Annotated in this window: 21 protein-coding genes; 12 read left to right on the forward strand and 9 right to left on the reverse strand. The window is 71.9% G+C overall.

Annotated features, from left to right (window positions below; genetic code table 11):
- The first annotated feature begins 300 nt into the window (after positions 1–300).
- The 8 genes from GQF42_RS10960 to GQF42_RS10995 all read left to right on the forward strand — a co-directional run bounded on the left by GQF42_RS10960 (position 301) and on the right by GQF42_RS10995 (position 9,610).
- Complete coding sequence (locus GQF42_RS10960) at positions 301–1,065, forward strand: IclR family transcriptional regulator (protein WP_158919439.1); 765 nt, start codon at positions 301–303, stop codon at positions 1,063–1,065.
- 356 nt (positions 1,066–1,421) lie between these two features.
- Entirely contained in the window at positions 1,422–2,216 is a 795-nt protein-coding gene (locus tag GQF42_RS10965) for an MIP/aquaporin family protein (protein ID WP_158919440.1), read from the forward strand.
- A 74-nt stretch (positions 2,217–2,290) separates the two neighbouring features.
- The gene (gene glpK, locus GQF42_RS10970) at positions 2,291–3,829 is read left to right on the forward strand and encodes a glycerol kinase GlpK (protein ID WP_158919441.1); all 1,539 of its coding nucleotides are present in this window, start codon (positions 2,291–2,293) and stop codon (positions 3,827–3,829) included.
- Positions 3,830–3,871: 42 nt separating this feature from the next.
- The gene (locus GQF42_RS10975; RefSeq protein ID WP_158919442.1) at positions 3,872–5,485 is read left to right on the forward strand and encodes a glycerol-3-phosphate dehydrogenase/oxidase; all 1,614 of its coding nucleotides are present in this window, start codon (positions 3,872–3,874) and stop codon (positions 5,483–5,485) included.
- A 182-nt stretch (positions 5,486–5,667) separates the two neighbouring features.
- Positions 5,668–6,429, forward strand: a complete 762-nt coding sequence (locus tag GQF42_RS10980) for a phosphorylase family protein (RefSeq protein ID WP_158919443.1) — start codon at positions 5,668–5,670, stop codon at positions 6,427–6,429.
- Positions 6,426–7,745 carry an amidohydrolase gene (locus GQF42_RS10985; protein ID WP_158919444.1) on the forward strand — a complete coding sequence of 440 codons (1,320 nt, stop codon included), beginning with the start codon at positions 6,426–6,428 and terminating at the stop codon, positions 7,743–7,745. Before GQF42_RS10980 ends, GQF42_RS10985 begins: the two co-directional genes overlap by 4 nt.
- 63 nt (positions 7,746–7,808) lie before the next feature.
- Positions 7,809–8,480 carry a FadR/GntR family transcriptional regulator gene (locus tag GQF42_RS10990; RefSeq protein ID WP_158919445.1) on the forward strand — a complete coding sequence of 224 codons (672 nt, stop codon included), beginning with the start codon at positions 7,809–7,811 and terminating at the stop codon, positions 8,478–8,480.
- A gap of 143 nt (positions 8,481–8,623) precedes the next feature.
- A complete protein-coding gene (locus GQF42_RS10995) occupies positions 8,624–9,610 on the forward strand; it encodes a PAC2 family protein (RefSeq protein WP_158919446.1) in 987 nt (328 codons plus the stop codon).
- A 130-nt stretch (positions 9,611–9,740) separates the two neighbouring features.
- Here GQF42_RS10995 and mshC read toward each other — a convergent pair whose 3' ends face one another.
- The 4 genes from mshC to GQF42_RS11015 all read right to left on the reverse strand — a co-directional run bounded on the left by mshC (position 9,741) and on the right by GQF42_RS11015 (position 13,235).
- Positions 9,741–10,970: a cysteine--1-D-myo-inosityl 2-amino-2-deoxy-alpha-D-glucopyranoside ligase gene (gene mshC / locus GQF42_RS11000; RefSeq protein ID WP_158919447.1), complete on the reverse strand. Its 1,230-nt coding sequence runs from the start codon at positions 10,968–10,970 to the stop codon at positions 9,741–9,743.
- Between the two features lie 94 nt (positions 10,971–11,064).
- The gene (locus GQF42_RS11005) at positions 11,065–11,892 is read right to left on the reverse strand and encodes an SCO1664 family protein (protein ID WP_199272642.1); all 828 of its coding nucleotides are present in this window, start codon (positions 11,890–11,892) and stop codon (positions 11,065–11,067) included.
- Positions 11,856–12,446, reverse strand: coding sequence for a DUF3090 domain-containing protein (locus GQF42_RS11010; protein ID WP_158919448.1), 591 nt, complete (start codon positions 12,444–12,446; stop codon positions 11,856–11,858). Before GQF42_RS11010 ends, GQF42_RS11005 begins: the two co-directional genes overlap by 37 nt.
- Positions 12,447–12,536: 90 nt before the next feature.
- Positions 12,537–13,235, reverse strand: a complete 699-nt coding sequence (locus tag GQF42_RS11015; protein WP_158919449.1) for a histidine phosphatase family protein — start codon at positions 13,233–13,235, stop codon at positions 12,537–12,539.
- Positions 13,236–13,297: 62 nt separating this feature from the next.
- On the opposite strand from GQF42_RS11015, the gene corA reads away from it, so the two are divergent.
- Positions 13,298–14,293: a magnesium/cobalt transporter CorA gene (gene corA / locus GQF42_RS11020; protein ID WP_199272643.1), complete on the forward strand. Its 996-nt coding sequence runs from the start codon at positions 13,298–13,300 to the stop codon at positions 14,291–14,293.
- Between the two features lie 31 nt (positions 14,294–14,324).
- On the opposite strand, the gene GQF42_RS11025 is transcribed toward corA, so the two are convergent.
- Both GQF42_RS11025 and GQF42_RS11030 read right to left on the reverse strand, forming a co-directional pair.
- Positions 14,325–15,113: a ferritin-like domain-containing protein gene (locus GQF42_RS11025; protein ID WP_158919451.1), complete on the reverse strand. Its 789-nt coding sequence runs from the start codon at positions 15,111–15,113 to the stop codon at positions 14,325–14,327.
- A gap of 248 nt (positions 15,114–15,361) precedes the next feature.
- Positions 15,362–16,417, reverse strand: coding sequence for an LLM class F420-dependent oxidoreductase (locus GQF42_RS11030; RefSeq protein WP_158919452.1), 1,056 nt, complete (start codon positions 16,415–16,417; stop codon positions 15,362–15,364).
- Between the two features lie 166 nt (positions 16,418–16,583).
- Here GQF42_RS11030 and GQF42_RS11035 point away from each other — a divergent pair, with 166 nt between their 5' ends.
- Complete coding sequence (locus tag GQF42_RS11035) at positions 16,584–17,567, forward strand: aldo/keto reductase (RefSeq protein ID WP_158919453.1); 984 nt, start codon at positions 16,584–16,586, stop codon at positions 17,565–17,567.
- Complete coding sequence (locus tag GQF42_RS11040) at positions 17,564–19,807, forward strand: helix-hairpin-helix domain-containing protein (RefSeq protein WP_158919454.1); 2,244 nt, start codon at positions 17,564–17,566, stop codon at positions 19,805–19,807. Before GQF42_RS11035 ends, GQF42_RS11040 begins: the two co-directional genes overlap by 4 nt.
- A 55-nt stretch (positions 19,808–19,862) precedes the next feature.
- Here the strand turns inward: GQF42_RS11040 and GQF42_RS11045 are convergent, their stop codons facing one another.
- Complete coding sequence (locus tag GQF42_RS11045) at positions 19,863–20,555, reverse strand: hypothetical protein (protein WP_158919455.1); 693 nt, start codon at positions 20,553–20,555, stop codon at positions 19,863–19,865.
- 47 nt (positions 20,556–20,602) lie between these two features.
- Here GQF42_RS11045 and GQF42_RS11050 point away from each other — a divergent pair, with 47 nt between their 5' ends.
- Positions 20,603–20,791 carry a DUF5703 family protein gene (locus GQF42_RS11050; RefSeq protein WP_046732800.1) on the forward strand — a complete coding sequence of 63 codons (189 nt, stop codon included), beginning with the start codon at positions 20,603–20,605 and terminating at the stop codon, positions 20,789–20,791.
- A 129-nt stretch (positions 20,792–20,920) separates the two neighbouring features.
- On the opposite strand, the gene GQF42_RS11055 is transcribed toward GQF42_RS11050, so the two are convergent.
- Both GQF42_RS11055 and chpH read right to left on the reverse strand, forming a co-directional pair.
- Positions 20,921–21,721, reverse strand: a complete 801-nt coding sequence (locus GQF42_RS11055; RefSeq protein ID WP_158919456.1) for a chaplin — start codon at positions 21,719–21,721, stop codon at positions 20,921–20,923.
- A gap of 112 nt (positions 21,722–21,833) precedes the next feature.
- Complete coding sequence (gene chpH, locus GQF42_RS11060; protein ID WP_158919457.1) at positions 21,834–22,067, reverse strand: chaplin ChpH; 234 nt, start codon at positions 22,065–22,067, stop codon at positions 21,834–21,836.
- Positions 22,068–22,172 lie beyond the last annotated feature (105 nt).

Here is a 22,172-nt window from a genome sequence, read left to right on the forward strand (position 1 = left end):
ATGCGGCTTCTCCCTGACGGGCGGAGATGCCGCACGGCGTCAGGGTAACCGGGAGTCGGCTTGGATGGGCACCGGCGTCCACGAGGCGGACGAGGGTGGCCCCCGCGCCACACCCGGGCCACGTGTGATGTAACAGGTGTCGACCGACCATTAGCGAGAGGTCGGCATGGACCGGTAGTGTTCGACATTGCCGAACGCTGGATTGGCTCGTCTCAGGACGGCGCACGACGACAGTCGGCACCAAGAGACGACGCGCCCCGCGTTCGACGGCAGCCACAAGGGGACGGAGGCAGGACGGCGATGGCACGGAACATCCAGTCGCTCGAACGGGCGGCCGCGATGCTGCGGCTGCTCGCGGGCGGCGAGCGGAGACTGGGCCTGTCGGACATCGCCTCGTCACTGGGCCTCGCCAAGGGCACCGCCCACGGCATCTTGCGCACCCTCCAGCAGGAGGGGTTCGTGGAACAGGACGAGGCCTCCGGGCGGTATCAGCTGGGCGCGGAGCTGCTGCGCCTCGGCACCACCTATCTGGATGTGCACGAGCTGCGGGCGCGGGCCCTGGTGTGGACCGACGACCTGGCCCGCTCCAGCGGCGAGAGCGTGCACCTGGGGGTCCTGCACCAGCAGGGCGTGCTGATCGTGCACCACGTCTTCCGGCCGGACGACAGCCGACAGGTGCTGGAGATCGGCGCCATGCAGCCGCTGCACTCCACCGCGCTGGGCAAGGTGCTCTCCGCGTACGACCCGGTGGCGCACAGCGAGGCGCTCGACACCGAACGCAAGCCCTTCACGGACCGCACGATCTGCGGCCACGACGACTTCGAGCACCTCCTGGACGTCACGCGCGCGCGTGGGTACGCGGCCGACGTGGAGGAGACCTGGGAGGGCGTGGCGTCCATCGCCGCACCCATCCACGACCGGCGCCGGATGCCCGTGGGCGCCGTCGGCATCACCGGCGCCGTGGAGCGCCTGCGCCGGGACGGCGAGCTGCGTCCCGAGCTGATCGCGGCGGTGCGCGACTGCGCCCGCGCGGTCTCCCGGGACCTGGGCGCGGGACGGTTCTGAGCGCCGGGCGCACTGCTGGGAGTTGACCGGGACGCCGGGCGGCGTTCCGGTTCCCGCCCTACCCTGAAGTGGACATATCGGGCGACAACCCGCGCCAGCACCCGTGTCGGTGCGCGATGAGAGATAACCGGAATCGATCAATAACGATCCTGTTTTCGATAACAGAACCCTTGACGCGTGCGTAACGCCGAAGCAGACTCCCGTCCATCGGTCGGCATTGTCGAACACCTACCGGCAATACGCGCTAGAGTGTGACAACGCCAAGGGCCGGCATCGCTCTCACCCCCGAGGGCGCCAGAACTCCCGGAGGGACCCGGGGTTCGGTTACCCCTGGACGAAGGACAAAGGAGTCGCGGGTGTCCAGCTCCGACATCTTCATCGGCGAGACCATCGGTACCGCCATACTCATCCTGCTCGGCGGCGGCGTCTGTGCGGCCGTCACGCTGAAGGCCTCCAAGGCCCGTAACGCCGGTTGGCTCGCCATCGCCTTCGGGTGGGGCTTCGCCGTCATGACGGCCGTGTACATCTCCGGACCCCTGTCCGGAGCGCACCTCAACCCGGCCGTCACCATCGCCCTGGCCATCAAGAACAGCGACTGGAGCAACGTCCCGGTCTATCTCGCCGGCCAGCTGCTCGGCGCGATGATCGGCGCGGCCCTGGTGTGGGTCGCCTACTACGGCCAGTTCCACGCCCACCTGACCGACAAGGAGATCGTCGGCGGTCCGGGCGCACAGGCCACCACGGCCAAGGCGGTCGAGGCCGAGGAGCAGGGTGCCGGCCCGGTCCTCGGTATCTTCTCCACCGGTCCGGAGATCCGGAACGCGGCGCAGAACCTCGCGACGGAGATCATCGGCACTGTCGTACTGATCCTCGCGGTCCTCACTCAGGGCCTCAATGACAAGGGCAACGGCCTCGGCGTCCTCGGCGGTCTGGTCACCGCGCTCGTGGTGGTGTCGATCGGTCTCTCCCTCGGCGGCCCGACGGGCTACGCGATCAACCCGGCCCGTGACCTGGGCCCGCGCATCGTGCACGCCCTTCTGCCGCTGCCCAACAAGGGCGGTTCCGACTGGAGCTACGCCTGGATCCCGGTGGTCGGTCCGCTGATCGGCGGCGCGATCGCTGCAGGCATCTACAACGTCGCGTTCGCTTAGGAAGCAGCCCCGCTGAATCCGCAGACACGCGCCGTACGTATCGCCCCTCACCACGGATCTTTCAGGAGTACACAGTGACCGACGCCCACACCGCAGGCCCGTTCATCGCCGCCATCGACCAGGGCACCACCTCCTCGCGCTGCATCGTCTTCGACCGCGACGGCCGTATCGTCTCCGTCGACCAGAAGGAGCACGAGCAGATCTTCCCCAAGCCGGGCTGGGTCGAGCACAACGCCAACGAGATCTGGACCAACGTCCAGGAAGTCGTCGCCGGGGCCATCGCCAAGGCCGGCATCACCCGTGACGACATCAAGGCCATCGGCATCACCAACCAGCGCGAGACCACCGTGCTGTGGGACAAGAACACCGGTGAGCCCGTCTACAACGCCATCGTCTGGCAGGACACCCGCACCGACGCCCTGTGCCGGGAGCTGGGCCGCAACGTCGGCCAGGACCGTTTCCGCCGCGAGACCGGCCTGCCGCTGGCCTCGTACTTCGCCGGGCCCAAGGCCCGCTGGCTGCTGGACAACGTCGAGGGCCTGAAGGAGCGCGCCGAGGCCGGCGACATCCTCTTCGGCACCATGGACACCTGGGTCATCTGGAACCTGACCGGCGGTACCAACGGCGGCCGCCACGTCACCGACGTCACCAACGCCTCCCGCACTCTTCTCATGAACCTGCACACGATGGAGTGGGACGAGAAGATCGCCGAGTCCATCGGCGTGCCGCTGCAGATCCTGCCCGAGATCCGCTCCTCCGCCGAGGTCTACGGCGAGGTCACCGGCGGCAGGCTCGGCGAGCTGCTCGGCGGCATCCCGGTCGCCTCCGCGCTCGGCGACCAGCAGGCGGCCCTGTTCGGCCAGTGCTGCTTCGCCGAGGGCGAGACCAAGTCGACCTACGGCACCGGCACCTTCATGGTGATGAACACCGGCGACAAGATCATCAACTCCTACGCCGGCCTGCTGACCACCGTCGGTTACAAGATCGGCGACCAGAAGACGGTCTATGCCCTGGAGGGCTCGATCGCCGTCACCGGCTCGCTGGTGCAGTGGATGCGCGACCAGATGGGCCTCATCTCCACCGCCGCCGAGATCGAGACCCTCGCGCTCTCGGTCGAGGACAACGGTGGTGCCTACTTCGTGCCGGCCTTCTCGGGCCTGTTCGCCCCGCACTGGCGCTCCGACGCCCGCGGTGTGATCGCCGGTCTGACCAGGTACGTCACCAAGGCGCACCTCGCGCGCGCCGTCCTGGAGGCCACCGCCTGGCAGACCCGGGAGATCGCCGACGCCATGGTCAAGGACTCCGGCGACGAGCTGGTGGCCCTCAAGGTCGACGGTGGCATGACCGCCAACAACCTGCTGATGCAGACGCTCTCCGACGTCCTGGACGCGCCCGTGGTGCGCCCGATGGTCGCGGAGACCACCTGCCTCGGCGCCGCCTACGCCGCCGGTCTCGCCGTCGGCTTCTGGTCCAGCACCGACGAGCTGCGCGCCAACTGGCGCCGGGCCGCCGAGTGGACCCCCCGCATGGACGCGGAGACCCGCGACCGTGAGTACAAGAACTGGCTCAAGGCCGTCGACCGGACCATGGGCTGGATCGAGGACGAGAGCTGAGCTGCCCCGCAGACCAGCTCTGACGAGGAGTAAGTACCCGACATGACCAGTCAGTCCACCCTGTCCGTGCCTGCCCTGGGGACGCACCCGGCCTCCGGCTCCAACCCGAGCCGTGCCGAGACCAGGGAGCAGCTCTCCAAGGCGTCGTACGACCTTCTTGTGATCGGCGGCGGCATCCTGGGCATCTCCACCGCCTGGCACGCCGCACAGTCCGGGCTCAGGGTGGCGCTGGTCGACGCCGGCGACTTCGCCGGTGCCACCTCCTCCGCCTCCTCCAAGCTGCTCCACGGCGGTCTGCGCTACCTGCAGACCGGCGCGGTGAAGCTGGTGGCGGAGAACCACTTCGAGCGCCGTGCGGTCTCCCGCCAGGTGGCCCCCCACCTGGCGAACCCGCTCACCTTCTACCTCCCCGTGTACAAGGGCGGGCCGCACGGCGCGGCGAAGCTCGGCGCGGGCGTCTTCGCCTACTCCGCGCTCTCCGCGTTCGGCGACGGCGTCGGCCACCTGCTCTCCCCCGCCAAGGCGGCGCAGGACGTGCCCGAGCTGCGCACCGAGAACCTCAAGGCCGTGGCCGTGTACGGCGACGACCAGATGAACGACGCGCGCATGGCGCTGATGACGGTCCGCGCGGCCGCCGAGGCGGGCGCGGTCGTCCTCAACCACGCCCAGGTCACCGGCCTGCGCTTCACCAAGGGCCGGGTCACCGGTGCCGAGCTGAAGGACGCGGTCTCCGGCGAGGAGTTCGGCGTGAACGCCCGCCTGGTGCTCAACGCGACCGGCCCCTGGGTCGACCACCTGCGCCGGATGGAGGACCCGAACGCGGCCCCGTCCATCCGCCTGTCCAAGGGCGCGCACCTGGTCCTCAAGCGCACCGCCCCGTGGAAGGCCGCGCTCGCGACCCCGATCGACAAGTACCGCATCACCTTCGCCCTCCCCTGGGAGGACATGCTCCTGCTCGGCACCACCGACGAGGAGTACGAGGGCGACCCGGCCGACGTCGCCGTCAACGACAACGACATAGCCCAGATCCTGGACGAGGCCGCGTTCTCCGTCCGGGACCAGCAGCTCCAGCGTGACCTGATCACCTACGCCTTCGCCGGTCTGCGCGTGCTGCCGGGCGGCCCCGGCGACACCGCCAAGGCCAAGCGCGAGACCGTGGTGACCGAGGGCAGGGGCGGCATGCTGTCCGTCGCGGGCGGCAAGTGGACCACCTTCCGGCACATCGGCCGTACGATCATGAAGAAGCTGGAGGCGCTGCCGGGTCACCCGCTCGGCGACGACTTCGAGCCGATCTCCTCGCTGCCGAAGAAGCTGCCGCTGCCCGGTGTCGCCAACCCGCGCGCGGTCGCGCACCGGTTGCTGGTCGACCACCCGGCGCCCGGCCCGCGCATGGCCGCCGACACCGCGAAGCACCTGGCGACGCACTACGGGTCGCTCGCCTTCGACATCGCCCGGCTGGCGAACGAGAACCCGGAGCTGGCCGAGCGCGTGCACCCCGACGCACCGGAGATCTGGGCGCAGGTCGTCTGGGCCCGTGACCACGAGTGGGCCGAGACGGCGGACGACGTGCTGCGCCGTCGTACGACGCTGACGATCCGGGGTCTGGCCACGGACGAGGTCCGGGGCAAGGTGCAGGATCTGCTCGACAAGAAGTAGTCGGGCGCAGGAAAGGGGCGGCTCCACCGTGGTGGGGCCGCCCCTTTCCGTCCTCAGGTGGGCACAGGTCGCGCTGGGTAGTGTGACGTTGTTCCCGCTGCCCGGGCCGGCGCACGCGGCCGGCCTGCCTCCGGGGGGTGGGGCCGCCGCAGTCGCCGTACCGCCTCTTCTGGAGTCACCGCATGACACAGGATCTGCTGCCCGTGACCCGGGTGCCGCGCACCGGGCTGCCGGCGCACGCGCTCGTGGTCGGGGACCCGGCCCGGGCCGCTGCCGTGGCCGAGCTGCTCGACGGCGCCGAGGAGGTGTCGTACCAGCGCGAGTACCGGGTGTTCCGCGGCGGTTGGCAGGGGCTGCCGGTGGCCGTCGCCTCGCACGGGGTGGGAGCGCCCGGGGCCGTCCTGCTGTTCCAGGAGCTGGCCGACGCCGGGGTGCGGACCATGCTGCGGTTCGGTACGGCGGGCGCGATGCGGCCCGGGATCGCCGACGGGGACCTGGTCGTCGCCGAGGCGGCCGTACGGGACGACGGGGTCACCCAGCAGCTGCTGCCGCCGGAGTACCCGGCGTACTCGGCGCCCGAGGCGGTGCTCGCGCTCCAGCGGGCGGCGCGCGCGGCACAAGTCCCGCATCACCGGGGGGTGGTCTGGACGCGGGCCGCCTTCCAGCCGGGGCTGATCCCGCTGTTCTCCTACCGGGGCGCCGGGCTCGCCGCGATCGAGATGGAGCTGTCGGCACTGCTGGTCACGGCCTCGCTGCGGGGGCTGGTCGCAGGCGGGGCCGTGGTCATCGACGGGGTCAACGCCGACGAACTGGCCGACCGGGACACACCGTTGTCGACCGGTGCCTACGATCCGCACCGGGAGGTCGTCGCGGCCGGTGTCGAGCGGGGTGCCGTCGTCTGTCTGCAGGCGCTGCGGCTGCTGGCCGAGGGGGACGTGGCATGAACGTCGACCTGCTGGTGCACGGCGGTACGGTCCTCACCGTGGACGCGGCCGGAACGGTCGTGGCGGACGGGGCGGTCGCCGTGCGGGAGGGCGAGATCGTCGCCGTCGGGGCCGCCGAGGAGCTGCGCACGGGGTTCACGGCGAAGGAGTGCGTTGACGCCTCCGGCTGTCTCGTCCTGCCCGGGCTCGTCAACAGCCACACCCACCTCGCGATGACCCTGCTGCGCGGCAGCGCCGACGACGTCACCCTCCAGGGGTTCCTGGGGCGGGTGCTCAAGTGGGAGAGCGAGCAGCTGGCGCCGGACACCGTCGCGGCGGCCGTGCGGCTCGCGATCGCCGAGAGCGTACGGGCCGGGGTGACCTCGGCGCTCGACATGTACTGGTTCCACGAGGCGGCCGAGAGCGCGGCCCGCGAGGCGGGCTGGCGCCTGTTCGCCGGGCCGACGTTCATCGACGTCCCGGCCTCGCCCGACGGCCGCGCCTACGCGGACCGGATCGCCTGGGCCCGCCGGGACCTCGAGCGGCGCGGCCCGGGCCGGCCCGGGCACCGGCCGGCCCTGTTCGCCCACTCCACCTACACCCTCTCCCCCGCCCAGCTCACCGAAGTGGCAGCCCTGGCCCGGGAGTTCGGCGCGCTGCTGCATGTGCACGCGGCCGAGAACGCCGCCGAGGTGGCCACCGTCGTGAGCCGGCAGGGCAGACGACCGGTCGAACTGCTGGACTCGCTCGGCCTGCTCGGCCCGGACGTCGTGCTCGCCCACGCCGTCGATCTGACCGGTCCGGAGATCGCCGCCCTGGCCCGCACGGGCACGGCGGTCGCCCACTGCCCGGTCTCCAACCTGAAGCTCGGCTGCGGGATCGCCCCGGTCCCGCAGCTGCTGGGTGCGGGTGTCACCGTGGGCCTGGGCACGGACGGGGCCGTCAGCTCCAACACGCTGGACGTGCTGGGCGCGGTGCGGCTCGCGGCGCTGGTGCACAAGGCGGACGGCGACCCCACGGCGGTCGGCGCCGAGCAGGCCGTGCGGATGGCGACGATCGGGGGCGCCCGGGCGCTGGGCCTGGGCGACCACCTGGGCTCACTGGAGCCGGGCAAGCGGGCCGACATGGTCGTGCTCGACCTGGACGCACCACACCTGCGCCCGGCGCACGACCCCTGGTCGACGCTGGCGTACACGGCGCAGGCGGCGGACGTACGGGACACGGTGGTGGACGGCCGGGTGCTGATGCGCGACCGGCGCCTGCTCACGCTGGACGAGCGGGCGGTGCTCGACGCCGTCTCGCGCTCACCCGAACGGCCTCAGGAAGGGCCCGCATAATGTGCTGAGACATCCGATGTCTGAGCGCATGGGGCGCGGGGTGCGGGCGACAGGAGGCCGGTCATGGCAGTCACCGACGAGGCGATCGAGAAGATCAAGGGCATGATCGTCTCCGGTGCACTGCGCCCCGGCGACCGGCTGCCCAAGGAGAGCGAACTGGCCGCCGAACTCGGCCTGTCCCGCAACTCGCTGCGGGAGGCCGTACGGGCTCTGTCGCTGATCCGGATCCTGGACGTGCGCCAGGGCGACGGCACCTATGTCACCAGCCTCGATCCACAACTGCTGCTGGAGGCACTGAGCTTCGTCGTGGACTTCCACCGCGACGACACCGTGCTGGAGTTCCTGGCGGTGCGCCGGATCCTGGAGCCGGCCGCGACGGCGATGGCGGCCTTCCGGATCAGCGAGCAGCAACTGGACGCGCTGTCGGCCCAGTTGGACGTGCTGGGCGCCGAGCCCTCGGTGGAGGAACTGGTCGCCGCCGACCTGGAGTTCCATCGCGGCATCGTGCGCGGCGCGGGCAACTCGGTGCTGTGCTCGCTGCTGGACGGTCTGTCGGGGCCGACCACGCGGGCGCGGATCTGGCGGGGTCTCACCCAGGAGGACGCGGTCGGCCGCACGCTGCGCGAGCACCGGGCGATCCTGGCCGCGCTGCGCGACCGGGACGCGGAGGCGGCCCGCTCCTGGGCCACCGTGCACATCGCGAGCGTGGAGCAGTGGCTCCGCAGCACGCTGTGAGGTCCCGGTCGGCCGAGGGTGTTCCGCACTGACGATCGGGGCAGTGATCCGTTCACTCCCCCGTGCAAGGGGGCTGCGGGCGCCCCCGCCGGACGCCGTAAGGTTGGTGAGTCAGGCGAGGGCACGTCGGAAGGAGGCACTGGGTGATCGAGCTGGAGGGGGTTCCCGAGCTGATCGACCCAGTCATGGTGGCCGCGTTCGAGGGCTGGAACGATGCCGGCGACGCCGCCTCCACGGCGGTCGCGCATCTGGAACGCGAGTGGAAGGGCGAGGTGTTCGCGGCGCTGGACGCCGAGGACTACTACGACTTCCAGGTGAACCGCCCCACGGTGTTCATGGACGGCGGAGTGCGCAAGATCACATGGCCGACGACCAGGCTGTCGGTGGTCAGGGTCGGCGGCGAGAAGCCGCGTGATCTGGTGCTGGTCCGCGGTATCGAACCGTCCATGCGCTGGCGTTCGTTCTGCAACGAGCTGCTGGGCTTCGCGCACGAGCTGGGCGTGGAGCTGGTGGTCATCCTGGGCGCCCTGCTCGGTGACACCCCGCACACGCGTCCGGTGCCGGTCAGCGGGGTCACGTCCGACCCGGACCTGGCCCAGCGGATGGACCTGGAGGAGACCAAGTACGAGGGCCCGACGGGCATCGTCGGCGTCCTGCAGGAGGCGTGCACGCACGCGGGCGTCCCGGCGGTGTCGCTGTGGGCGGCCGTCCCGCACTACGTCTCCCAGCCGCCCAACCCCAAGGCCACGCTGGCGCTGCTCAACCGGCTGGAGGACCTGCTGGACCTGCGCATCCCGCAGGGCGAGCTGCCCGAGGACGCGCGTGCCTGGCAGGTGGGCGTGGACCAGCTGGCCGCGGAGGACAGCGAGGTCGCCGAGTACGTGCAGACGCTGGAGGAGGCCCGGGACACCGCCGAGCTGCCGGAGGCGTCCGGTGAGGCGATCGCCCGCGAGTTCGAGCGGTACCTGCGGCGCAGGGACGTCAGCCCGCCGGGCGGCCACGCCACGGCGGACGGCACGGACACGGGCTCCTGGCTGCGGGACAACCCCGGCGGGAAGCCGCGTCCGCCGAAACCGCCGAAGCCGGATGCCGCCGGCGGTTCCGAGGACGACGAGGACTCCGAGGAGTAGCGGAAAGCGCAGCAGAGGGCACAGCAGAAGGGGCGGTACGCCTGACGCGTACCGCCCCTTCTGCTGTGTTCCGGCGTTTTTCGGCGTTTCCCGGGGTGTTCCGGAGCCGGCGTGTTCCGGAGCGGACGAACTAGATCGCCGCTCCCAGCAGCGCGTCCACCGCTCGCGTCACCAGCCCGGGGGCACCGGTGTCCGTGCCGCCCTCCTGCTCCTGCCGCTGCACCCAGCGGTCCACGGCAACCAGCGCGGCGGGTGCGTCGAGGTCGTTCGCGAGAGCCTCACGGATCTCCTCGACGAGCGCGTCGGCGGACGGACCGTCGGGCCGGGAGACGGCGGAGCGCCAGCGGCCGAGGCGAGCCACGGCGTCCTGGAGGACCTGGTCGGTCCACTCCCAGTCGGCGCGGTAGTGGTGGGCCAGCAGGGCGAGCCGGATCGCGGCCGGGTCGACGCCCTCGCGGCGCAGCTTCGAGACGAAGACCAGGTTGCCCTTGGACTTCGACATCTTCTCGCCGTGCAGGGCGACCATGCCGGCGTGGACGTACGCCTTGGCCATGGGGAACTCGCCGGTGAGCACCTGGGCGTGCGAGGCGCCCATCTCGTGGTGCGGGAAGGCGAGGTCGGAGCCGCCGCCCTGGACGTCGAAGCCCATGCCGAGGTGGTCGAGGGCGATGGCCACGCACTCGATGTGCCAGCCGGGCCGGCCCCGGCCGAGGGAGCGGCCGTCCCAGCTGGGCTCGCCCTCGCGGGCCGCCATCCACAGCATCGGGTCGAGCGGGTTCTTCTTGCCCGGACGGTCCGGGTCGCCGCCGCGCTCGGCGGACAGCAGCCGCATCGCGGCCGCGTCGAGGTTGGAGACCTTGCCGAAGTTCGGATCGGACTCGACGGAGAAGTAGATGTCACCCTCCAGCTCGTAGGCCGCGCCTATCTCGCGCAGCCGCTCCACGAGCGGGACGATGCCGGGTATCGCCTCGACGGCGCCTATGTAGTGCTGGGGCGGGAGCATCCGCAGAGCCGTCATGTCCTCGCGGAACAGGGCCGTCTCCTTCTCGGCGAGGGCGACCCAGTCGACGCCGTCCCGCTCCGCGCGCTCGAGGAGCGGATCGTCGACGTCGGTGACGTTCTGGACGTAGTGAACCTGCCGCTTGGTGTCGAGCCACACGCGCTGAACGAGGTCGAACGCGTTGTAGGTCGCCGCGTGACCGATGTGGGTCGCGTCGTACGGGGTGATGCCGCAGACGTAGATACGGGCGACGGGACCGGGGTCGAGGGTGACGAGGCCGCCGGTCGCGGTGTCGTGGATCCTCAGGTCGCGGCCCTGACCAGGCAGGGCGGGGACCTCGGAAGCGGGCCAGGCATGCATGTACATGAGCCTAACCCGGCCACGAGCTGCCTATACGAACGGGATCGAGCCGGATGGCCGGTGGGACGCTCTTGCGCGTCCGCGGCCGGTGTGCTCACACCGGCGGCCAGGGGATCGCGGGCCACTCCCCGCTCGGCTCCGGGTGCACCCCCGAGGTGAGCAACGCCTCGACACGCGCGCGTGTGGCGTCGATCTCGGCCGGGGTGATCAGTCCGCCGAGCCGCCCGCCCAGCGGCCCGCCCAGGCCCTCCCGCAGGCCCTGCAGGACGCCTACGGCCTCCGCGGTCAGCGGCTCCCCCGCCCAGCCCCACAGCAGCGTGCGCAGCTTGTTCTCGACGTTGAAGGTGACGCCGTGGTCGATGCCGTAGAGCCGGCCGCCTGTGGTGGGCAGCAGATGGCCGCCCTTGCGGTCGGCGTTGTTGATCACGGCGTCCAGGACGGCGAGCCGGCGCAGCCGCTCGTCGTCGGCGTGCACGAGCAGCGCGGTGCGGCCCTCGCCGACGTCGGCGAGACCGACCGCCTTCCAGCCCGGCTCCGGTTCCTCGGCGTCCACCAGGGCGAGCAGGTCCGCCTCGGCCTGGACGTCGATCCACAGCTGGCACATGCCCTCGCCGTACGGGCCGTCGCGCAGCACGGTCGGCGGCACGAGCCCCCAGCCGGTGGCCTCGGAGACCTCGTAGGAGGCCACCTCGCGGCCGGCGAGCGTGCCGTCGGGGAAGTCCCACAGCGGGCGCTCCCCGGCCACCGGCTTGTACACGCAGGAGGCTTCCCGGCCGTCGAGGGCGACCGTGCAGAACAGCGCGGCGTTCGACGCCTCGCGGATCCGGCCGCGAACGGTCAGCTCACCGCACGCGAGCAGCTCCGCGTCGGCGGTGCCGGGGGCCGTCACGCTCCCCGGCGGTATCCGTTCTGACGCGGACATACGTGTCCTTCCGGATCGAGCGGGAGGCTGCACAGCGGACACGGCGGCCGCCCGGCGTTGACGACGTCGAGGGCGCGCTTGGCGAAGGCACGGGCCTGCGCACCGGTCAGCCGGACCCGCAGCATCGGGGGCCCGTTCTCCTCGTCCTGGAGCAGTCGCTCCTCGGCCTCGGCGAGATCCTCCTCGGTGTCGGCGTCCAGCTCCACGAGGGCCTGCGCCTCGACGATCATGCGCTGTTCCTCGCCGTCCCAGGCCAGCGCCATGGTGCCGACGCGGAACTCCTCCTCGACCGGGGTGTCCAGCGGGTCGGTGTCGGCGATCTCGGCGGGCGCCATGGCGGGGACGGCCGCGCTGCCGCCGCTGCGCCGCACGACCTCGTCGAGCAGCTCGTCCATGCGCTCGGCGAGCGCGGCGACCTGGGTCTTCTCCAGGGCCACGCTGGTCACCCGGGAACCTGCCGTGGCCTGGAGGAAGAACGTACGGCGCCCGGGCAGTCCGACCGTACCGGCCACGAAGCGGTCCGGCGGATCGTAGAGGAACACCTGACGGGACACGTCCTGTCTCCTGGATTCGAGAGTTTCAGCGGTGCTGGCCACGCGGGTACGCGACTGTGGTGGATCGCTTCACCCTACTGCGGCCGACGATCACGGTGCGCCCGCACCACCCCCGACCGGTGCGTCGCCCTCGGCCGGTCCGTCACCCGGTTCCTCGCGAGGGGCGAGGGAGGCGAAGTTCCCGGTGTCGCCGAGGCGGATCAGGTACGGCCTCAGGCGTGTGTAGCGGATCGCGGTGACGGAACAGGGCTCCACGGAGATCCGCTGGAAGAGGTCGAGATGGAGCCCGAGGGCGTCGGCGACGAGGGACTTGATGATGTCGCCGTGCGAGCACATGAGATACACGGCGTCGGCGCCGTGATCGCGCTCCACGCGCACGTTCCACTCCCGTACGGCCTCGGCGGCGCGGGTCTGCATGGCCCGCAGGGACTCTCCGCCGGGGAACGCGGCGGCCGACGGATGGGCCTGGACGACCTCCATCAGCGGCTCGTCCTTCAGCTCGGCGAGCTTGCGGCCGGACCAGTCGCCGTAGTGGCACTCCCCGATCCGCTCGTCGGTGCTCAGGCGCAGTCCCGGGCGGGCTTCGAGCAGCGGTCGTACGGTCTCCTGACAGCGCTCCAGCGGGCTGGCGACGACCTCGCAGAGCGGCAGGCCCGCGAGCCGCGCGGGCAGCGCGGCGGCCTGAGCGGCGCCCCGCTCGTCCAGGGTGACGCCTGGCGTCCACCCGGCGAGCACGCCGGAGGTGTTGGCGGTGGAACGTCCGTGCCTTACGAGGATCAGCGTGGGCATGCGGCCCAGGGTAGGCGCAACAGCGCGTGCGCCGGTGGCCGGGCGAGGGGAGAATGCGCTCCGTGATCGTGGACTGCGCCATCTACCGGCACGGGCACCGCACCGAAGGCCCGGAGGACCTGTCCGACGCGCTGGACGAGGCGCGGGCGGCGGGCGGGTTCGTCTGGATCGGGCTGTACGAGCCGTCGGAGCACGAGTTCGACCTGGTCACGCGGGAGTTCGACCTGCATCCGCTGGCCGTCGAGGACGCGCTCAAGGCACATCAGCGGCCAAAGCTGGAGGTGTACGACGACTCGCTGTTCATGGTGCTGAAACCGGTCGTCTACGAGGCCGAGAGCGACGCCGTCTCGTCCGGCGAGATCATGGTCTTCAGCGGGGACTGCTTCGTGGTGACGGTGCGCCACGGCGAGGGCTCGCCGCTGGCCGCCGTACGGCACCGGCTGGAGGAGGAGCCGGAGATGCTCGACAAGGGCCCCACCGCGGTGCTGTACGCGATCTCCGACGCCGTGGTCGACCACTATCTGGACGTGGCCACGGAGCTGCAGGCCGACCTGGAGGAGCTGGAGACGGAGGTGTTCCAGCCGGAGCGGGGCGGCTCGCGGTACACCGCGTCCCGGATCTACACCTTCAAGCGGCAGGTGTTGGAGTTCCGCCGGGCGACCGGGCCGCTGGCGGTGCCGCTGAGCAGGCTGGCCGGCACCGGAGCGCTCGGCGCCGGGGTGCCCTTCGTGCACGACAAGGCACGGCCCTTCTTCCGGGACGTGGGTGACCATCTGCTGCGTGTGAACGACTCCGTGGAGGCGCTGGACCGGCTGGTGTCCGACATTCTCTCGGCACATCTGGCGCAGATGAGCGTCCGGCAGAACGACGACATGCGCAAGATCTCCGCGTGGGCGGCGATGGCGGCGGTCCCCACGATGATCGCCGGTATCTACGGCATGAACTTCGACCACATGCCGGAGCTGCACTGGCTGTGGGCGTACCCGGCGGTGATCCTGCTGATGGCGGTGTTCGAGGTGCTGCTGTACCGCACGTTCAAGCAGCGCGGCTGGCTGTAGAGCCCTTGTGCGGGGGCTTCCTCCTCGCGGCTCACGCGAACTCGTGGGCCGGGGCGGCGGGTCCGCCGAGGGCGTCACGGCGCTCGGGCATGCGCAGGTCGGCCATGCGGCGCCAGCCGGCGAGGCGCTCGTACCCGTAGACCGCGTGGATGCCGGCCGCCAGCAGCGCGGACTTCGCCCGTGGCCAGCCCAGGATGCGAGCCATGCGGGTCATCACGGCGAGGCTGACGTCCCGGTAGGTCGCGATCTCGGCGAGCGCGTACGCGCGCAGGGTGCGCTGGATCAGCCGCCCGTGCCCGGCGGCGGCGAACCGGAGCAGCTCCTCGTGCGTGTAGGCGAGGTGGTTGTTCTCGTCGGCCGAGATCATCCGGACCGCCCTGCCCACCTCGGGGTGGTCGGCGAAGTGCCGGCGGAGCATCAGCATCTGGTCGGCGGCGCGCTGCTCGGTGACGCGGCTGTGGGAGAGGTAGACGATGATGTCGCGCACGCCGAGCGGCTCGTCGCGCCGCAGCTTGTCGTGGGCGAGACCGATGCCGCGCCGTTCCAGGAGCATCGTGTAGTCGGTCTCGGGCGGTACGGCGACGGGGGTGAGCCCGCGCTTCTTCAGCAAGGCGTGGAAGATGCGTCCGTGTTTGTCCTCGTCGGCGCCGTGGCGGGCGATCTTGGGGGCGAGGGTGCGTTCGCTGTGCGGTACGAGGGCGGCGATCCGTCCGTTCTCCCAGCCACCCTGGGACTCCCCACCGGCGGCAATGGAGCAGAACAGCCGGAAGGACTCGTCGTGGTCGAGGATCTCCTGGAACAGACTCCTGGCCGAGAGCATCGAGACCACCTCTCCGCAACATTCCGCGACATTCCGCGATATTCGTCGTTCTTCAGGACATTCCGTAAAGAACGAGTGAAATGCGAGCGGAGTGGAGTCGCAACACGGGTGTCCGACAACTCGGCCGAAAGAAGGAACGCCGGGGTCGTAACCGCATGGCGCGCGGCGCGTTGTTCCCGGTGACGGCCGTGGCGGGGAAGACCCCCGAGCCCCCACCACGGCCGCTGACATGTGTGACCGGCGCCCTGCTACGCGAGCCCGGCGCGCTCCAGGGCTTCGCGCCCGGCCCGCAGGGAGGCGAGCCGCTCCTCCAGCGTGAAGCCCGCGGGGTTGAGGCTGAGGGTCGTGACTCCGGCGGCGGCGTAGGCCTTCATCCGGTCGGCGATCCGGTCGACGGAGCCCAGCAGCGTCGTCTTGTCGATCAGGTCCTGCGGGACCGCGGCCGCGGCGGCCTGCTTGTCCCCGGCCAGGTACTTCTCCTGGATCTCGGCGGCCTCCTTCTCGTACCCCATGCGCCGGGCGAGCTGGTTGTAGAAGTTCTGCTTGGCGCTGCCCATGCCGCCGACGTACAGGGCGGTGTAGGGGCGGAAGGTGTCGGCGAGGCGGGCCACGTCCTTGTCGTCGCCGACGGCGATCGGCAGGGTCGGACAGACGTCGAACCCGTCGAGGGTCTTTCCCGCCTTCTCGCGCCCCGCGCGCAGGTACGTGATCGTGGTCTCCTCCAGGTGCTCGGCGGAGGGGAAGATCAGCAGGGCGCCGTCCGCGATCTCGCCGGTCTGCTCCAGGTTCTTCGGGCCGATCGCGGCGATGTACAGCGGGATGTGCTCGCGCTGCGGGTGCACAGTCAGCTTGATCGGCTTGCCCGGGCCGTCCGGCAGCGGCAGCGTCCAGTGCTCGCCCTCGTACGACAGCCGCTCGCGCGTCATCGCCTTGCGGACGATCTCCACGTACTCACGCGTGCGCGCCAGCGGCTTGTCGAACTTGACGCCGTACCAGCCCTCGGAGACCTGCGGCCCGGACACCCCGAGCCCGAGCCGGAACCGCCCACCGGACAGCGAGTCGAGTGTCGCGGCCGTCATCGCGGTCATCGCGGGCTGCCGCGCCGGGATCTGGAAGATGGCCGAGCCGACGTCGATGCGCTCGGTCTGCGCGGCGACCCAGCTGAGCACCGTGGCCGCGTCGGAGCCGTACGCCTCTGCGGCCCAGCACACGGAGAACCCCAGCCGGTCGGCCTCCTGGGCCACGGCCAGATTGTCCCCGTCCATTCCGGCACCCCAGTAGCCGAGGTTGATACCGAGCTGCATGGCCGATTTCCCCTTACCCATGAGTAACGTCCCTGTGGGGGCGACCCTAGCGCGGGGACGGGGGCCGGGGGCAGGGGACCCGCGCAACCGCGCGCCCGCGCACCCCTGGGAGCGGGTTGTCCACAGGCCACCCACGGCAGCAGTTCTGGCCAGTAATCTCGCGGTCATGGAGCAGAGGCATCTCGGCCGTACCGGCCTGCGCGTGTCCCGGATCGGCCTCGGCACCCTCACCTGGGGCCGGGACACCGACCAGCACGACGCCGCGGACATGCTGAAGGCGTTCTGGGAAGCCGGCGGGACGCTCGTCGACACCGCGGACGTGTACGGCGACGGGGAGTCGGAGTATCTGCTCGGGCAGTTGATGGAGGGCCTGGTGCCGCGGCGCGACCTGGTGATCTCCACCAAGGCGGGCAGCGTCCCCGACCCCGACCGGCGTTTCGACGGCTCCCGCGGCCATCTGCTCGCCGCGCTCGACGCCTCCCTGGCCCGCCTGGGCACGGACCACGTCGACCTGTGGCACGTGCACGCCTACGACCCCGACACCCCCTTGGAGGAGACGCTCCAGGCACTGGACATAGCGGTCAGCAGCGGCCGTACGCGCTACGCCGGCGTCTCCAACTTCTGCGGCTGGCAGCTCGCCAAGGCGGCCACCTGGCAGCTCGCGGCGCCCGGCACCCGCACCCGGCTGGCCAGCACGCAGATGGAGTACTCGCTGCTCCAGCGGGGCGTCGAGCGCGAGGTGCTGCCCGCAGCGCTCGACCTCGGTGTCGGCCTGCTGCCCTCGTCACCGCTCGGCCGGGGCGTGCTGACCGGCAAGTACCGGCACACCACTCCCGCGGACTCGCGCGGCGCCTCCGAGCATCTGGCGCCCTTCGTCGAGCCGTATCTCGACGACACGGCGACCCGCATCGTGGACGCGGTGACGACGGCCGCCGACGGGCTCGCCGTCACCCCGCTCCAGGTGGCCCTGGCCTGGGTCCGGGACCGTCCGGGGGTGACCGCCCCGATCATCGGCGCGCGCAACGCGCAGCAGCTCACGGCGGCATTGTCAGTGGAGGCCCTTAATCTTCCTGACGAGATCTGCAGGGCGCTGGACGACGTGTCGGCGCCCGTGCACCGCTATCCCGATCACGACTGGAGCACGCTGTGAGCACGGAGCCGGAGACCACGGAGGAAGCCGGGCCGGGGACGCCGGACACACCCGAGGCCCCGGGCGCCGAAACCGCGCCCGAGCCCGCGCCCGAGCCCCGGGAGAGTCCCGCGGAGGGCACCGACCCGCACGGGGCCGGGGGCGGCTTCGGCGAGGGCGAGGGCAAGGCCGAAGGCGCGAGCGGCGGCGACGGTGACGGCTCCGCAGGCCGGCTGTCCGAGGCGGAGGCCGAGTTGGCCGCGCAGCGGGTCGAGCGGGAGCGGATCGAGCGGCGCAAGGCCGAGAAGCAGGGCGCGATCGAGAGCGGCACCAAGTTGAGCGGCACGGCGGCCGATCTGCTCGCGGCGGTCCGGGCCGTGGAGAGCGGCGAGAAGCCGACGGCCACGGTGTTCGCCGAGTCCGCGCCGGCCCCGCGCCGCCCGGCCCCGGAGCCGGCGCGCCGGCCGCAGCCCACCCCTGCCCCGGCCGTCGTCACCTCCGGCGCGCCCGCACAGCACACCGTGGAGAGCGTCCGCGGGGTGCTCGCCGAGGGCGGCGCGCCCGAGGCGCTGGCCCCGCAGGTGGCGGCGGCGCTCGGCGAAGGCGCCGACAGCGCGCTGCGCGAGGACCCCTGGCAGTTGCTGCGGATCGGCGGCGTTCGGCCCGATCAGGCCGACGGCTTCGCGCGGGCGCTGCTCGGCGGCGCCTGCGGCCCGGACGACGAGCGGCGGGGCCGGGCGGTGACCGTCTGGCTGCTGGAGCAGGCGGCCCTGGCCGGGCACACCGCGCTGGACCTGCCCACGCTCACCGCGGCGCTGGACCGGCAGGGCGTGCCCGACCCGGACGCGGCGGTGCAGGACACGCTCGCCGAGGCCGAGGCCCTGGCCTTCCAGGACGCTTTGGAGGACCCCACGGGCACCGCCCCTCAGGGAGCGGACGAGGGCGAGGGCCAGGAAGAGGAGCGCCCGGTCCGCGTGCTCGTCGGCCTGGAGCGCTACGCACTCGCCGAGGAAAGCCTCGCCGACGGCCTGGCCCGGCTGGTGAACTCGCTGTCCAAGGACGCCGAACAGGCCTGGCAGGCAGCCGCCGACGCCGCCTCGGGCGGCACGGCCGAGCTGGTCCGCGCGGTCGCCGGGCACGGCCTGGTGCTGCACACCGGCGCGGAGGCGGCCCGTGCCGAACCGGCCGCGCTGCTCGACGCCGCCCGCGCCGTCGGCCTGCGGGCCTTCGCCGTCTGCCACACGCCCGACGGCCGCCGACGGCTGGCCGCGCTGCCGGGCGGGGCCGACGCCGACGCGGCGGAGCGCGGTGTGGGCACGGTGGCCGGTCTGCTGTCCGGTGCCGAAGGCCCGGGCCGGGACGCGGACGGCGCCCTGGAGCTGGACCTGCTGATCGTGCTGGACGCGCCGCAGCTCGACGTGGAGAGCGCCGCGATGCTGGTGGAGTCGCTGCCGGACGGGGCCCGGATGGTGCTCAGCGGCGACCCGGCGGTGCTGTGGTCGGCCGGCCCCGGCCGGGTCTTCGCCGATCTGCTCACCGCCCGCGCCTGCCCGCAGATCGCCTCCCGCGTCCCCGACCCGGGGCCGATCGGCGAGCTGGTCTCGGGCATCGGCATCGGCGAGCTGAGCCAGGTCGAAGCCCCGGGCAAGGAGGTAGTCATCGTCCCGGTACGGGACGCGGGCGAGGCCGTGCACCGGACGGTCCAACTGGTCGTGGACTCGGTGCCGCGGGCCATCGGGATCCCGGCCGACCAGACCGTGGTGATCACCCCGGGGCACGGTGGAGCCGCGGGCACCCGTGCCCTCAACGCCGCTCTGAAGGAGCGCCTCAACCCCGGCCCCGGCCGCTTCGGCGGCTTCGACCCCGGCGACCGGATCGCCTATGCCCCCGCACCGGGTCGTACGGTGCCGGGCGTGGTGGTGAAGGCCGACACCGAGGGGCTGCACCTGGCGTGCGCGGGCGCCCCCGTGGTCGTCCCGCGCGAGCGGGTGGAGGGGTCCGTACGGCACGGCTGGGCGCTGACCGCGCACCAGGCCGTGGGCGCCCGCTGGCCGGCGGCGGTCGTGGTGCTGCCCGGCGACGCGGCCCAGGCACTCAGCCGGCCATGGGTGTACACGGCGTTCGGCCGGGCGGAGCGGCATCTGTCCGTGGTCCACGGAGTGGAGCAGGCCCTGCCGAGCGCGGTGGCGCAGACCCTGGCCAAGCCGCGCACGACCCGCTTGCCGACGCTGCTGCGCACACAGGTGCCGGCAGGCGGCTGAGCCGGGTCCGGCGGTGCCGTACCGGCCTCAGGCCCCACGGCACCGCCGGCCGGTCTCACCTCTCGGCGTCGACCACGACCTCGTCCTCCTCGTCAGCCTCGACGAACTCGAGATCTTCGTCGTCCTCGTCGGTGTCCTCCTCGTCGTCGAACACCGCGCTCACGTCGAACCGGCACACCACCCCTTGCGGGTCGATGTGCTCGAACGGCGCCTCCAGCCACTCCCCGGCCTCCGGGGTCTCCTCCGCCGCGGTGACCCAGAGCGTGGAGTCGCCCTCCTCCAGGCCGAACTCCTTGTGCCGGGAGGCGATCTCGTCCGGTTCGAACTCGCCGAAGAGAACACCCAGCGCCCCGGGGACCGTGCCGGCGGCGCCCTCGGCCGAGCCACCGGCCTCGTCGTACTCCGCCGACTCGACCCGCTGGGCCTGCGCGAGGAGCCGCTGGGGTTCCGCAACGGCGTAGTCGCGGCGGATCAGCACACTGATCGCGCCCGGTTCCTCGGGACCCGCGTACGGCGGCAACTCGTCCGTACCGGGGATCTCGAAGGGCGTGACCTCGTCATAGCGGTCGTAGAGCAGCTCGTCGTACACCTCGGCGGCCGCGGCCAGCTGGTTGAACGCCTCGGAGACAGCCGGGTCGTCCTCCCCCGACCTGCGTTCGACCGCCGCCAGATGACGGTCGAGCGCGGTCTTGACCGCCTCGGCGGCGGCACGTACCTCGGCAGCGGTGGGCTGCGCAGCATCAGACATAGTGCAGACGCTATCCGTACCGGGCCCCAGCCCGCACAATAGATGCGATGCCGGAATACGAATTTGTCGACGTGTACGTGCCTCGCGGGGTCTCCCGCAAGGAGGCCACACGTCTGCTGACGGACCATGCCGAGTACGGACACTGGGAGTTGGACCGACTGAGCCTGATGCGCGACGGCAGCCGCAGGGTGCGGTTGCGCCGACGGATCATCCGCCAGGTGCGTGCCACGTGGTGAGGCTGGAGAGATGAACGGAGCGGGCCCGGCCGGCACGGCAGGGCCCGCTCCGTTTTCCGCGCCGCCCGGCTCACCGCCGCCGTACGGCCCACAGTGCCGTACGGACTTGTCCGTGGCCGGTGTTGCCGCCTAGGCCGCGGCCCGCGCCTTGCGGTAGAGCACCGCGCCCGCGAGCAGCGCGCCCGCGCCGGCCGGCAGCGCGAGGCCGAGCGGCAGGTCGCTGCCGGTGTGCGCGAGCTGGGCCGTGCCCGGGAGCTGGGCACCACTGCCGCCCTGCTGCGCGACCTGGGAGGTCCCGTGGGATCCGTGCGACCCCTGTGGCCGGTGAGGCGTGTGACCTCCCTGACCGGGTGGGGTCGTCGGACCTCCCGGGTTCCCGGGGTGACCCGGGTGGCCGGGGTGACCCGGGTGGCCGGGGTGACCCGGGTGGCCCGGGTGGCCCGGCGGGTTGCCGTGGCCGCCCCCCGGTGGCCGGCCGTGCTGATCGCCGCCGCCGTTGGCACAGTCGTTGCCGGTGGTGGCGTTCCCCGCGCCGATGACGTTCACGCTGTTGCCGCAGACGTTCACGGGGACGTCGATCGGTACCTGCACGGTGTTGCCGGAGCCGACACCGGGAGAGCCGCCGGTGTGGCCGCCCGCGTGTGAACCGCCCGAGCCTCCGGAGCCACCGTGGTTCCCCGAAGTGCCGCCGTAATTGGCGCACTTGTTGCCCACCGCCGGGTTGAGCAGTCCGATGACGTTCACGGTGTTGCCGCAGACGTTCACCGGCACGTGCACCGGAGCCTGCACCGTGTTGCCGGACAGTACGCCGGGTGAGCCGGTCGCGGCGCCCGTGGCGCCGGAGTCCGCGTGGGCGTAGCCGCTCGCGGCGGCGATCACCCCGGTCGCTGCGGCCATCGTCATCAGGCCCTTGCGCGTGCTGTGTCGCATGTTGGTTCCCCCCTGCCTTCGCTTCTCCAGGAAAGGCCGGTCGGCCCCGGAGCGCATGGGGCGCACTCCGGGGCCGACGGCTTGTCACAGACGCCCCCTCAGGGAGCCTGCGTCACTTGTTGATGCAGGTGTTGCCGAAGGCGGGGTTCAGGAGCCCGATCACGTTGATCGTGTTGCCGCACACGTTCACCGGGACATGCACGGGCACCTGGACGACATTGCCGGAAACGACACCCGGGGAGTGCACGGCGGCACCCTGAGCACCGGAGTCGGCGACAGCCAGACCCGCGCCCGCGAGAACCAGCCCACCGGTGGCAGCCGCAGCAGCGACGACCTTCTTGATCATTATTCCTCCTTGTTGGCAATGCGATCCCAAGGTGCGGGATCGCATCACGTGTAACGAGGAGGGAGTAATGGAGCTACGAGCTTATGGTCGGATTCACTCTTCTCA

Source organism: Streptomyces broussonetiae, assembly GCF_009796285.1.
Lineage (GTDB): Bacteria > Actinomycetota > Actinomycetes > Streptomycetales > Streptomycetaceae > Streptomyces > Streptomyces broussonetiae.

Bases quoted from the DNA above. Each gene is read 5' to 3' on its own strand.
- GQF42_RS11035 (WP_158919453.1), top strand. From the start codon at position 16,584: ATGGAGCAGAGGCATCTCGGCCGTACCGGCCTGCGCGTGTCCCGGATC.
- GQF42_RS10975 (WP_158919442.1), top strand. From the start codon at position 3,872: ATGACCAGTCAGTCCACCCTGTCCGTGCCTGCCCTGGGGACGCACCCG.
- mshC (WP_158919447.1), bottom strand. From the start codon at position 10,970: ATGCATGCCTGGCCCGCTTCCGAGGTCCCCGCCCTGCCTGGTCAGGGC.
- GQF42_RS11015 (WP_158919449.1), bottom strand. From the start codon at position 13,235: ATGCCCACGCTGATCCTCGTAAGGCACGGACGTTCCACCGCCAACACC.
- GQF42_RS10980 (WP_158919443.1), top strand. From the start codon at position 5,668: ATGACACAGGATCTGCTGCCCGTGACCCGGGTGCCGCGCACCGGGCTG.
- GQF42_RS11055 (WP_158919456.1), bottom strand. From the start codon at position 21,721: ATGCGACACAGCACGCGCAAGGGCCTGATGACGATGGCCGCAGCGACC.
- GQF42_RS10960 (WP_158919439.1), top strand. From the start codon at position 301: ATGGCACGGAACATCCAGTCGCTCGAACGGGCGGCCGCGATGCTGCGG.
- GQF42_RS11045 (WP_158919455.1), bottom strand. From the start codon at position 20,555: ATGTCTGATGCTGCGCAGCCCACCGCTGCCGAGGTACGTGCCGCCGCC.
- GQF42_RS11050 (WP_046732800.1), top strand. From the start codon at position 20,603: ATGCCGGAATACGAATTTGTCGACGTGTACGTGCCTCGCGGGGTCTCC.
- GQF42_RS10990 (WP_158919445.1), top strand. From the start codon at position 7,809: ATGGCAGTCACCGACGAGGCGATCGAGAAGATCAAGGGCATGATCGTC.
- GQF42_RS11025 (WP_158919451.1), bottom strand. From the start codon at position 15,113: ATGCTCTCGGCCAGGAGTCTGTTCCAGGAGATCCTCGACCACGACGAG.
- GQF42_RS11030 (WP_158919452.1), bottom strand. From the start codon at position 16,417: ATGCAGCTCGGTATCAACCTCGGCTACTGGGGTGCCGGAATGGACGGG.
- GQF42_RS11005 (WP_199272642.1), bottom strand. From the start codon at position 11,892: ATGTCCGCGTCAGAACGGATACCGCCGGGGAGCGTGACGGCCCCCGGC.
- chpH (WP_158919457.1), bottom strand. From the start codon at position 22,067: ATGATCAAGAAGGTCGTCGCTGCTGCGGCTGCCACCGGTGGGCTGGTT.
- GQF42_RS10985 (WP_158919444.1), top strand. From the start codon at position 6,426: ATGAACGTCGACCTGCTGGTGCACGGCGGTACGGTCCTCACCGTGGAC.